This window comes from Brevibacterium sp. S22, from assembly GCF_004745485.1.
Lineage (GTDB): Bacteria > Actinomycetota > Actinomycetes > Actinomycetales > Brevibacteriaceae > Brevibacterium.
Genome location: NZ_RHFG01000006.1, coordinates 74,950 through 86,340 on the forward strand (window position 1 = coordinate 74,950; position 11,391 = coordinate 86,340).

At 66.4% G+C, this 11,391-nt stretch carries 14 protein-coding genes; 6 read left to right on the forward strand and 8 right to left on the reverse strand.

The features are described from left to right. Positions 1-65 precede the first annotated feature (65 nt). Positions 66-1,163: a MerR family transcriptional regulator gene (locus tag EB835_RS07730; protein WP_240688625.1), complete on the reverse strand. Its 1,098-nt coding sequence runs from the start codon at positions 1,161-1,163 to the stop codon at positions 66-68. A 172-nt stretch (positions 1,164-1,335) separates the two neighbouring features. Next, positions 1,336-2,082: a HEAT repeat domain-containing protein gene (locus EB835_RS07735; RefSeq protein ID WP_240688626.1), complete on the reverse strand. Its 747-nt coding sequence runs from the start codon at positions 2,080-2,082 to the stop codon at positions 1,336-1,338. A gap of 98 nt (positions 2,083-2,180) precedes the next feature. Here EB835_RS07735 and EB835_RS07740 point away from each other — a divergent pair, with 98 nt between their 5' ends. Then, positions 2,181-2,867: a GyrI-like domain-containing protein gene (locus EB835_RS07740; RefSeq protein ID WP_135808894.1), complete on the forward strand. Its 687-nt coding sequence runs from the start codon at positions 2,181-2,183 to the stop codon at positions 2,865-2,867. On the opposite strand, the gene EB835_RS07745 is transcribed toward EB835_RS07740, so the two are convergent. Next, the gene (locus EB835_RS07745) at positions 2,823-3,074 is read right to left on the reverse strand and encodes a hypothetical protein (protein ID WP_135808895.1); all 252 of its coding nucleotides are present in this window, start codon (positions 3,072-3,074) and stop codon (positions 2,823-2,825) included. The genes EB835_RS07740 and EB835_RS07745 overlap by 45 nt on opposite strands. Positions 3,075-3,184: 110 nt before the next feature. On the opposite strand from EB835_RS07745, the gene EB835_RS07750 reads away from it, so the two are divergent. Both EB835_RS07750 and EB835_RS07755 read left to right on the forward strand, forming a co-directional pair. Further along, positions 3,185-3,772, forward strand: a complete 588-nt coding sequence (locus EB835_RS07750) for a peptidoglycan-binding protein (RefSeq protein WP_240688627.1) — start codon at positions 3,185-3,187, stop codon at positions 3,770-3,772. Positions 3,773-3,807: 35 nt separating this feature from the next. Further along, the gene (locus EB835_RS07755; protein WP_127365062.1) at positions 3,808-4,167 is read left to right on the forward strand and encodes an ArsR/SmtB family transcription factor; all 360 of its coding nucleotides are present in this window, start codon (positions 3,808-3,810) and stop codon (positions 4,165-4,167) included. Between the two features lie 60 nt (positions 4,168-4,227). Here EB835_RS07755 and EB835_RS07760 read toward each other — a convergent pair whose 3' ends face one another. From EB835_RS07760 to EB835_RS07770, 3 genes are read right to left on the reverse strand one after another with little or no spacing between them, the layout of a single operon-like run. Beyond that, positions 4,228-5,163 (reverse strand): DMT family transporter, encoded by a 936-nt coding sequence (locus EB835_RS07760; RefSeq protein WP_135808896.1) that lies wholly within the window; start codon positions 5,161-5,163, stop codon positions 4,228-4,230. Then, the gene (locus EB835_RS07765) at positions 5,160-6,353 is read right to left on the reverse strand and encodes a pyridoxal phosphate-dependent aminotransferase (RefSeq protein WP_135808897.1); all 1,194 of its coding nucleotides are present in this window, start codon (positions 6,351-6,353) and stop codon (positions 5,160-5,162) included. The genes EB835_RS07760 and EB835_RS07765 overlap by 4 nt, the downstream gene beginning before the upstream one ends. A 4-nt stretch (positions 6,354-6,357) precedes the next feature. Next, the gene (locus EB835_RS07770) at positions 6,358-6,930 is read right to left on the reverse strand and encodes a peroxidase-related enzyme (RefSeq protein WP_135808898.1); all 573 of its coding nucleotides are present in this window, start codon (positions 6,928-6,930) and stop codon (positions 6,358-6,360) included. A gap of 217 nt (positions 6,931-7,147) precedes the next feature. Between EB835_RS07770 and EB835_RS07775 the strand changes: the two genes are divergently transcribed. Further along, positions 7,148-7,453: a cupin domain-containing protein gene (locus tag EB835_RS07775; protein WP_135808899.1), complete on the forward strand. Its 306-nt coding sequence runs from the start codon at positions 7,148-7,150 to the stop codon at positions 7,451-7,453. Between the two features lie 134 nt (positions 7,454-7,587). Here EB835_RS07775 and EB835_RS20830 read toward each other — a convergent pair whose 3' ends face one another. Further along, the gene (locus EB835_RS20830) at positions 7,588-8,301 is read right to left on the reverse strand and encodes a hypothetical protein (protein ID WP_346763143.1); all 714 of its coding nucleotides are present in this window, start codon (positions 8,299-8,301) and stop codon (positions 7,588-7,590) included. Between the two features lie 77 nt (positions 8,302-8,378). Between EB835_RS20830 and EB835_RS20835 the strand changes: the two genes are divergently transcribed. Next, positions 8,379-9,212, forward strand: a complete 834-nt coding sequence (locus tag EB835_RS20835) for a hypothetical protein (RefSeq protein ID WP_346763144.1) — start codon at positions 8,379-8,381, stop codon at positions 9,210-9,212. Next, positions 9,175-10,347 (forward strand): M20 family metallopeptidase, encoded by a 1,173-nt coding sequence (locus tag EB835_RS07785; RefSeq protein ID WP_135808900.1) that lies wholly within the window; start codon positions 9,175-9,177, stop codon positions 10,345-10,347. The genes EB835_RS20835 and EB835_RS07785 overlap by 38 nt, the downstream gene beginning before the upstream one ends. A gap of 18 nt (positions 10,348-10,365) precedes the next feature. Here the strand turns inward: EB835_RS07785 and EB835_RS07790 are convergent, their stop codons facing one another. Further along, positions 10,366-11,388, reverse strand: coding sequence for a class I SAM-dependent methyltransferase (locus tag EB835_RS07790; RefSeq protein WP_135808901.1), 1,023 nt, complete (start codon positions 11,386-11,388; stop codon positions 10,366-10,368). Between the last annotated feature and the right edge of the window lie 3 nt (positions 11,389-11,391).

Consider the following 11,391-nt stretch of genomic DNA (forward strand, 5'->3'; position numbering starts at 1 on the left):
GCAGGCAGCGGCCGGAATGCGGATTCCCCGCCGTTGGCTCACCGAGGTGGCCCGACCGGATTCGGTCAGGTTCGCCCCCTGCGCGGTGCCTGTTCCCGTCGGCGGCGGTGGAGTGCGACGAGTGCTGTGGCCGCGAGTTCCGGACTGTCGTCGCCGCTGAGTTCAGAGATGAAGTCATCGCTGTGTTCTCCGGGGATTTCGACGAGGACTTGGAGCACCCGAAACCGTATCGTCGTATCGCCGGAGGCCGCCCGCCGGCGCAGCTCGGTGAGGATCTGGTCGCCGATGCCGGCGTCCGGTCCGTCTGCGACGACGAATGCGGCGAGTGTCTCTGCCGCTTCGATGTCCTTCGGCCCGTTCATTGCCATGTCGAGCAGTATGGGCACGGCCTTCGCCTCGCCTGAGTGGCCGAGGGTGAGAGCGGCGAAGCTGCGGATCTCTGGGACGTCATCGTCGATCCCGCCCAGCAGCGCCTGCCGGATCATCGACTTCGCGCGTGAGCCGAGTTCGTCACCCGAGGAGGTTCTGCGGATCTCGTCGAGGGCGAGCAGCGCATTGCGGCGCACGAGCGCAGATTCGTCCTCCATGCCCTTCATCACATGAGGCACGGCTTCGGCGCCGGCTTGGGCGAGCGCCCATCGCATTGCTCCTGCGGCGTTGAGCATTGGTTCGTGCAGAACCGCCTGCACCAGAGTCTCGACCGGAACTCCGCCGTCGACTCCGCTGCCGAGTGCGGCTTTGTGCCGTTGGATGACGTCCCCGGATTCGATGGAACGCATGAGATCGATGGTGTACAGGAGCGACTCACCGTCGGTGCGGCAGAGCCTGTCGACGGCCCGGAGGTGGTCGAGCAGGCGTTGTTCCGCAGCGATCCGAGCTCGAGCCTGGTCGATGAGGTCTCCGAGCACACTGCTCGGGTCGAAGTCCGCGTCGGACAGCACCCGGCCGACTTCAGTCAGAGACATGCCGAGTTTGCGCAGGCCCTCGATGTGGAAGATGCGGCCGATATCGGCATCGGAGTATTCGCGGTAGCCGCCCGGCGTCCGCTGGCTGGGTGTGACGAGGCGCAATGATTCGTAGTGACGCAGCATGCGTGCGCTCACGCCTGAGCGCCGGGCCACCTCGCCGATGAGCATTGCCACCTCTTCTCTGCTGTCAGCCACTCTATGCCGCCGTCCCCGCCCGGCGGCATCATTGCTCCGAAACTCTTCGCGATCGCAGACACTCCGGACTCTGCACAACGACCGAAGAAGAGGTCCATGCACGCACTGGAGGAAGGGATCCGAGACCTCGGCCGTGTGTCGGCGGGCTTGCCCCACCCGCCGACACACATGATCAGACCTTCCCTGTACCGATCTGGACCGAGGTCTCGGGTCCCAGTGCGACCACACGCTTGGCTGCGTCCAAGGCGTGAGCGAAGCCGGCGTCCGGGTCATCGAACATACCCCGAGTCGCCATGGCGTGAGCCCGCACTGTGTCGTCCTCTGCATGAAGCCTCTCATCGACCACTGACACGAGGTCCTCACCGAGGGCCACGAGCGCCCGGCTGAGGCTCTTCTGCATCTCGATGTCTCCGCGGCCCAACTGTGTCACCAGGGACGATGCCAACTCTTCACGGCTTTCACCGGGCACCACGGCAACCGCGGCTCTCCACGCACTGCGGGCCACCTCGGCGTCGGAATGGGCGATGAGAGCCGTGCCGATCCGGGTCGGGTCCATGGCCGGCCAGGCACGGACGTCGCCGATCTTCGACAGGGTGTGCAGGGATTGGCTGATCGCCTGCGGCAGCGTCGAGTCGAGTTCGGCGATGAGGCGCGGGACGGCGTCATCGGCGGGCAGGCGGGTCAGCGCCCAGGTGAGCATGTCCCGGACGAAGAAGTCCGGTTCGACTCGACACCGGGCGATGAGCACGTCGAGGTCACGGGCCTCGGCGCGTGTGCCGACCGTCATCGCCGCCTGCAGACGCTGCTGCGGGTTCGATGCGCCCAGTGCCTCGATCAGGCGGTCGTCGTCCTTCCGACGGTCGACCCCGGCCGGCAGCTCCGGTTCTCGAGCCTGATGGTGCTTGAGTGGATGTGTCATGGTCTCCACCTCCTTGCCATCCAGTGAAGACCTTGTCATCGTGTCAAGGTCAAGGGGACTAGACTCGTTTCATTCCCACCCCTGGAGCGGAGCCGTGAATGGACAAGGTCGATTTCAAGAGATCGCTGCCGAGCTTTCGCGCGAAACAGGGACGGTTCGATCTCATCGAGGTGCCGGATTCGCAGTACCTCATGATCGACGGCCGCGGTGATCCGAACACTTCTCCGGCTTTCGCAACGGCGCTGACCAGCCTCTATCCGCTCGCCTATGGGCTGAAGTTCTTCAGCAAGCGCGAACTCGGTCGGGACTATGTGGTGCCTCCGCTCGAGGGGCTGTGGTGGGCCGACGATATGGCGGCGTTCACGAGCGCCCGAGACAAATCCGCGTGGGACTTCACGCTCATGCTGTTCGTCCCGGACTGGTTGGACGGCGACCACGTCGACGGCGCGATCGACACGGTCCGGGCGAAGGGGTCGGCGCCCCGCCTCGGCGAAGTCCGGTTCGGTGCGCTGCGGGAGGGAACCTGCGTCCAGACCCTGCATATCGGCGCCTTCGACGACGAAGGGCCGGTCCTCGAGCGCATGCACACCGACATCATTCCCGGCGCAGGGATGACGATGACGGGGAAGCATCACGAGATCTACCTCAGCGACGTTCGCCGCACCGCCCCGGAGAAGCTGCGCACGATCCTCCGTCAGCCGGTGGCTCCCGCGGCTGGTCCGGAAGGGTGGTCCCCGGACTCAGCCTCCGCTCGACCAGCCTCCGCTGACCGGGGCGGTGGTTGAGCCGCCGTCGGCGCCGGCGTTCGGGGGTGGGGATCCGACCGACGAGGAGTTCTCGGTCGGCGATGAGTCTGACGAGTCCGCGGAGAGGAAGACGAGGGCGATGACGATGCCGGCGATGGTCATGATGCCGACGGCGACGAATGCGAAGACCACGATGAGGCAGGTCATCAGAGGCGGACGGTTACTGCGCTGAACGATTCTCACCATGGGTCTAGACTAATGGGCGCCGCTGACAACGCACCGCCGTGACCTTGCTGTGACAAAAACCTCGGCATGGTCCCATGCACTCTTAAGTTTGTTGCATTATCGTTATATTCATGCCTCGTCTGACATCATCTCGCAAGGGCCGCCGGTCCGTGCTCACTGGTGCCCTGATCGGGCTCGGGGCGGCGGTGATGGCACTGGTCGTGGGCGCCGTCGTCGTCCTCAATTCGCCCATCTCTTTCGGCTCCACGAAGATCAGGCAGATGCAGATGGCTTCGGTCAATCAGCTCAGCGAACAGCAGATCGACAATGCTCGGCTCATCATCGGCGTCGGTCGCGGCGGTGACTTCGACGACTATGCGATCCGCATCGCCCTCATGACGGCTCTGCAGGAGTCTTCGCTGCGCAATCTGGATTCCGGCGACCGCGATTCGGTCGGTCTGTTCCAGCAGCGGCCCTCTCAGGGATGGGGCGAACCGCATAAGCTCACCGACCCCGTCTACGCGACCAAGGCCTTCTACGGGATCAATCCCGAGGTCGAGAACCCGGGTCTCAACCAGATCGAGGGCTGGGATGCGATGTCACCGACCGAAGCCGCACAGTCGGTACAGCGGTCGGCGCTTCCCGATGCCTACGGGCAGTGGGAATCCTTGGCCGACGACCTCCTCGGCTCGCAGGCCGACGTCGAAGCCCTCGACTGACGCTGATCACTCCGGTTGTCCGGTAATCTGCACTCATGGCTTCCGTTCCCGATTCCGTTCCCGTCAATGACGAGGTCGAGCAGCTCCTGCTCAACCCCGAGGACCATCTCGAGGCCATCACCGAAACTGCGGACCTCTTCAAGGCACTCGCCACACCCTCTCGCCTGAAGATGCTGCTCGTCCTCACCCACGGCGAGGCCACGGTCACGCACATCGTCGAGGCGACCGGACTGTCCCAGCCGCTGGTGTCCCAGCACCTGAAGTTCCTCCGCGGGCTCCACCTCGTCGGAGTCAATCGGATCGGCCGCGAAGCCTACTACTCACTCAAAGACGACCACGTCGCCCACATCATCGTCGACGCCATCGCCCACACGATCGAAGCCCACGAGCACTGATCAGCACCGAGGTGGCCCGCCGCAGCGATCGACGCGCGGAGTTCGCCTCCGCGCCCTTGATCAGCGCCGCCTCTTCTTCGTCAGTGCCTCCGGCCCGCCGCCGACGACCCAGACGATCAGGGCCACGAGCACGGCACCGATCCACTGCGCCGTCTGCAGCCTCTCACCTGCGATGAGGGATCCGAGCACCACCGCTGACAGCGGCTGCAGCAGCATGAGCGCAGCCGTCGTGGGCACCGGCACCAGCGGGCTGGAGATGCTCAGCAGCACCCATGACAGCGCCTGGCCGCAGACGGCCAGGGCGATCATCCATCCCCAGCCGTCCCAACCGAGGTCGAAGTCGAGTCCGCCGAGGGTCAGCCCGGCCACCGCGGTCATCACACCGGCCGCGATCGTGCCCACCTGGACCGGGGCGACGATGAAGTCTCCGGCGACCTTCCGGCTGTGGTGGATGCCGAAGATGTACACGCCGTAGAGCACACCGGAGAGGACTCCGAAGATCGCTCCTCGCGTCGGGTTCGCCGCCGTCTCGTCGGCACCGAACACTCCCCCGGTCAGCAGCATGCCGATGATCATGATCGGCACGCAGCCGATGAACAGCCACCCGGGCCGGGATCCGCCGAACGCCCAGACCAGTGCCGGGAACACGATCACCTGCACACTGATGAGCACGGTGGACACACCCAGACCGGCGTCGAGGACACTCTGGGCCCACAGCACATAGTCGATCCCCAGCGCACCGCCGGAGACCGCGGCGATGAGGATCGCCTTCGGCGGGAACCGTCCGTGCCGACGCAGCTCGAGCACGGCCAACGGCGCGAGCACGACGACGGCGATCCAACACCGCAGGAAGGCAGCGGTGGGGGCGGTCGCCTCGGCGAGGATGACGAACAGACCGGCCGATCCGAGCAGGACCGCGGCCAGGATGACGCCGAGCACCGGCAGGGGCCTCGGCGCAGGAGGCGGCCCTCCCGCCCGCGACTGAAGTGAGCTCATCCCATGAAGTCGAGGATGCGGTCGATGGCCTCCGCCGTCCGGTCCGCCCCGACCGCCAGCGACAGGCGCACCGAACGGGAACCGTCGACGGAATCGAAGTCATCACCTGGGGCGAGCGCGACGCCGGTGGCCTCGAGCACCTGCTCACACCACTGACCGGCGGTCTCGAGCCCCGCTCGGTCGAGGATGTCGTCGACGCGGGCGTACATGTAGAAGGCGCCGTCGGGTGGGGCCATCTCGCCGAAGCCGAGGTCGGCGCGAGCGCCCAGCACATGATCGCGAGCTCCGGCGAAGGAGGCCACTGCGGCCTCACATTCGGCATATGACTCCGTCGTGAAGGCCGCGACCGCCGCGTGCTGCGCCGGCACCGGCGCACACAGCGACAGGTTGCCCGTGACGTTCTGTGCCGGAGCGACGAGCGCTTCGGGCAGGATCGCCCAGCCCAGGCGCCACCCGGTCATGCCCCAGTACTTCGAGAACGAGGAGATGACGATCGCTGAGTCGTCGTGGGCGAGCGCGCACTCGCCGCGAGTCCCGATATAGCTGATGCCGTGGTAGATCTCATCGGAGATCACCTGCACCCCGTTGTCTCGGCACCAGTCGACGAGTTCGCCGAGCGCCTCGGGCCCGATCATCGTGCCCGTCGGATTCGCCGGGGACGCGAGCATGAGGCCCTTGAGCGGCGCCTCGGCGTGGGCGGCTGCCAGCAGGTCGACGCTGGGTTGGAAGCCCTCGTCGGGTCCGCAGTCGAGTTCGACGACCTCGCACCCCAATGCGGCGAGGATGTTCTTGTACGCCCCGTAGCCGGGCCGGGCCAGGGCAACCCGGTCGCCGACGTCGAAGCAGGTGAGGAACGTCGTCTGGAACGCGCCCGAGGAGCCGGTGGTCACGGCGATGCGTTCGGGTGGGATGTCGAGCCCGTACCAGTCGCGGTAGTGGGAGGCGATGGCCTCGCGCAGTTCGGGGATGCCGAAGATCGGCGAGTAGCCGAGTCCCGTGCCGTCGCGAGTGACCTCGGCGGCGCGGGCCAGTACGGGGCTGGGCGCGCCCTGAGTCGGTTCGCCCAGGCACATGGCGATGGTGTCGCGGCCGGCGCGCTGCATCTGTCCGACCGTGGCGACGATGCCCATCGCCGCAAAGGGCCGGACGAGCCCGGACCGGGCGGAGGCGGCAGGGGTGTGGGCAGTCATCGTCTCACTTCTTCTCACGCGGGACGCGGCCGAGTGTGTAGAGCTCCGGGTTCGGGACCATCCCGGAGATGTGGGCCATACGGTTGGACAGGCCGAAGAAGCCGGTGATCGCGGCGATGTCCCAGGCGTCCTCGTCGTCGAAGCCGTGTTCGGCAAGTGTCGCGTGGTCGGCGTCGGTGACGGCCCACGGCTCTTCGCAGACCTTGACGGCGAAGTCGAGCATCGCCTTCTGACGTGGGCTGATATCGGCCTGGCGGTAGTTCGTGGCGATGACGTCGGCGATGAAGGCGTCCTTCTGGAAGATCCGCAGCATCGCGCCGTGCGCGACGACGCAGTAGAGACAGTGATTGATCGCCGAGGTGGCCACGACGATCATCTCCCGATCGGCCTTGGTCAGGTTCCCCGTCTCCTTCTCCATCAGCGCGTCATAGTAGGCGAAGAAGGCGCGGAATTCGGCAGGGCGGCGAGCCAGGGCGAGGAAGACGTTGGGCACGAAGCCCGACTTCTCGGCCACCTCGAGGATCTGTGTGCGGATGTCATCGTCGACGTCGTCGATATCAGCAAGTGGGTATCGCATATCCCTCATGCTAGCCCGGGAAGTTCGAGGCGCGTCGAGCAGTTCGTCCACACCTGTCGAGTGCACGGTGAGCGCGGGCTCGCGAGCGCGGAGTGCCCGGCGGTCAGCGCGCGTGCGCGCTCGACACGTGCGGGCGATACAGCTCGACACGTGCGGGCGATACAGTGAGATCGGTACGTTCGTTCACGTTTCCACGCGAGCATCGAAGGAGATCACCATGACCGCAGACAGTGCAGCAGACACCGGCTCGACCGGCGAGGTCCAGCTCGACAACGGCATGTTCCGAGTGACTAAATGGACGATCCGCCCCGACGGAGTCATCCCGATGCACAAGCATGAGCACGAATACGTCGTGGTGCCGATGGTCACCGACACGATGCACGTGCGCAATGCGGACGGCACCGAGATCCACGCCGAGCTCGAGGCCGGAGTCTCGTACACACGTCCGGCAGGGTCCGAGCACGAAGTCTCGAACCCAGGAGGCAGCGCCGATGTCGTCTTCGTCGAGGTCGAACGCCTCTGAGGCTGTGGCCGCGGCGCACAGGTGGCTTGGGTGGGTGAAATGGTCACGTCCGCAGCGAGAATCTGTGACCATTTCGACCTTCTGAGGCCGGGCATTCTGCCCGCGGACGGTGTGGGCAGACCTGCGAGGAGAAGTCAGCCTCGGGTGGGGATCTCCCAGGTGTGGACGGGCTTCCCGGTCGCCTGGTTCGCGAGGTAGGCGTCCATCATCGCCCTGATGCCCTCGGCACGTTCGGGGGAGTCCTGTCGGCTGTCGGGGGCGAGGCTCTCGAGGGCCTGCAGCTGCCAGGTCGCGCCGTTGACGCGGCTCTCCGCCCGGCCTTCGATGATCGACATGAATTCGTCGATGACGTCCTTGTCGATGTTCAGCCGTGAGAGCCCGCGCCTGGCCTGGGGTGCGAGCACATCGGTGACGAGGTCGGCCACGCCGATGCGTCCGATCTTCGGCCACGTCACTCGCGCCTCGATGCCGTCCTTGGCGCAGGCGTTGAAGTTCTCCTCCGCCTCGGCGAATGACATCCGCGACCACACGGGGCGGTTCTCTCCGACGAGGAACTCGGCCAGGCCGTAGTAGAAGGCGGCGTCTGCGACCATATCGACCGGGGTCGGCCCGGCCGGCAGCAGCCGGTTCTCGACACGGATGTGTGCACCGCCGTCACCGGAGTTGTAGATGGGCCGATTCCAGCGCCAGACGGTGCCGTTGTGCAGGTTGAGCTCGAAGAGCTTCGGGGCGTCGGCGGCGCGGAATTCGACGAAGTCCTTGATCTCGGGCAGCAGCGGCGGGAAGTAGCGGACGTTCTCCTCGAAGAGGTCGAAGACGCTGGTGATCCACCGTTCGCCGAACCACACACGGGGCCGCACACCCTGGTGACCAGTTCGGGCGTGCGGGTGTCGATGGACTGCGCGAAGATCGGGATCCGGGATTCGTGCCACAGCTTGCGACCGACGAACAGCGGCGAGTTCGCGGCCATCGCCACCTGCGCCCCGGCGATCGCCTGCGAAGCGTTCCACGCATCGGCGAACCGGTTCGGCGCCACCTGCAGGTGCAGCTGCATCGACGTGCAGGAGGATTCCGGGGCGATATCGGCGAACTCCGCCTTGTAGCGCTCTTCACGGCCGAACTCGATGCGGACGTACTCGCCGCGGGCGTCGATGACCGAGTTGCTCAGCGCCTCGTAGCGGTTCTCCTCGGTCATCCATTTCTCGTCGGTGAGGAACTCGGTGGTCAGCGTCGGCAGCGTGCCGATCGACACCACCTTGAGTCCGTCCTCCTCGGCGGCCTTCTGCGCTTTCTCCAAGCGCTGGGCCACACCGGCTTCGAGGGTCTTCAGCCCACGTCCGGCCACCTGGAGCACCGGGTGGTTGAGCTCGAGGTTGAAGGCGCCGATCTCGGACTGATAGTCGTCATCGAGGCGGGCGAGCACCTCCTTGTTGCGCGGGCTGGGCTGATTGCCCTCGCCGACGAGGTTGAGCTCGAGTTCGAGCCCGATCGTGCCCGCCGATTTGAAATCCGCATGACGAAGGTAGGTATCGAAGAGCTCGAGATTCTCCGCGAGCTTCTCCCGATACAGCGTGCGTTCCTCCGGCGTGTACCGCTTCGAGCTGACTGCCTCACCCATAGGACTAGCAAACCACAGACGACCGGGTTTGTGCGCGGACGCCGCCCACAGCACCATCCGGACACCTCCGCCGGCGGCAACCGGCCTTCCGTAGACTCGCCCTATGACTTCGACCACAACACCTGCCGCCCGGCCCGCTGACTACGTCGAACAGGCGAAGCGACGCCTGCCCGACATGCTCGCCGACATCGAACGTGTCATCTCCCTCGAGACACCCTCACACGACAAGACGGCCGTGGCCGCCGGGGCACGGGACTTCGCCGCGCTCCTGAAGGACCGCCTCGGCGCCGAGGCGGAGCTGATCGACATCGACGGCACCTCCCACCTGCGTCTGCGCTTCGGCACCGGTCCGGCCCGGGTCGTCCTCCTCAACCATCAGGACACGGTGTGGCCGCACGGCACGCTCGAGCGTCTCCCGTTCTCCACCGCGGACGGCATCCTCCGTGGTCCCGGCAGCTTCGACATGCTCACCGGGGCGATCATGAGCGTGCACGCGACCGCGATCGTGGCCGACCACCTCGGCGAGGGCGGGCTCGACGGTCTGTCGATCCTCGTCACAGGTGATGAGGAGATCGCGTCGCTGTCGTCGTCGGATCTCATTCGCGCCGAGGCGGCCGCTGCGAGGGCCGTGTTCGTCATGGAGGCGAGCGCCGACGGTGCGCTCAAACTCGAGCGCAAGGGCACGAGCAACTACGTCCTCAAGTTCACCGGCAGGGCCTCGCATGCCGGCCTCGAGCCCGAGAAGGGGATCAATGCGGGCATGGCTCTGGCCCTGACTCTGCCGCTGGTGGCCGACCTGGCCGACGCTGATGCCGGGACGACGGTGGTGCCGACCGTGATCAGCGCGGGGACGACGTCGAACACCGTTCCGGCCGAGGCCCGGGTGGACATCGATGTGCGCGCCCGCACCGCTGCCGAACTCGAACGCGTTGATACGCAGATCCGTGAGCTGGCCGCGAATCCGCAGGTGGCAGGCTCGACGATGGAGGTGCTCGGCGGGATCAATCGGCCCCCGTTCGAACGGGAACGGTCGGCTGGGCTCTTCGACCGGGCGACTGCTCTGGCCGGGGAGCTCGGGCTGCCCGCACCGCAGGGAGTGTCCGTCGGTGGGGCCTCGGACGGAAACTTCACGGCCGGCGACGGAATCGCCACTCTCGACGGTCTGGGTGCCGTCGGCGATGGGGCGCATGCCGAACACGAGCACGCCGTCATCGACGAGATCGCTCCGCGCACCGCTCTGCTCGCCGCCCTCATCGCCGATCAGCTGCAGACCTGACGCCGCCGGGGACGCACTTCAGTCCACGGGGTACCCGGCCGCCCGCATCTCGTCCGGAGATCTGAGTGTGAACAGCCAGTCGCGCAGCCGCGCATCGGGCCGGATCGTCGTCTGCGCGTACAGCCGATCTTCGCCGATGAGGTAGTAGTGGTAGCCGTACTCGCCGAGGTGGCCCATGAGTTCTCGTGGTTTCGCGCGGTCCTCGAGCACTTCGCACAGAATGTCCGGGTGGATCGCGGCGAGGAACTCCTGGCCGTGGGCGAAGACGTCGTTCTCCCCGCCTTCGACGTCGATCTTCACCGTCACATGCGGGGCCTCGCCTCGACCTGGTGCGCCGGGGAGGCCCTCCCCCGGCTGCGACTGCCCGTCTGCGTCCGACGTCTCACCGGACGTCTCGCCGAGCACTTCGGGCAGGAGGGCGTTGAGAGAGGTGAAGCGCACCTCGGCGTCGGAGTCGAACTGCATATCCGAGGAGTAGAACGACGGCAGAGCCGATCCCCCGTCCCCGATCGGCACATTCATCCAGGTGTCGGGGCTGCCCACTCCGGTCGGGTGAATGGTGACGCGTCTGTTGAAGCCGTTGCGATCGACGTTCTTCTCCACCCCCGCGACCACTGCGGGGATGATCTCGAAGACGTGGGCGCGCACGTCCTCATTCGCTGCGAGGACGGCCATGGTGAAGACCCCGGTGTAGGCGCCGATGTCGATGAAGACATCGGCATCGGCGCTGAGTGCGACCATGAGGTCGAGGGCGAACGCGTCTTCGGGTTCGGTCCGACGGCCCTTCCCCCAGTAAAACTCCTTGGCGATTTCACACCGGAAGGGTTCGACGAGGATGAAGTCCGCTCCGCCCGCCCTGCCGCGGATTTCGGTGAGTTCGATCGGTGCGGGCAGGCGGCCGATCTTCAGGCCCTTGATCCGGGGCGCGATCGTGCGCAGCAGAGGATGGAGCATCGGCTGTGCGAGGGCGGTCTTGACCGGCAGCTTGAGGCCGAACCAGGACTGTCTGCGCGCGGTCAGTGTGCGCAGGTGATCGTTCACGAC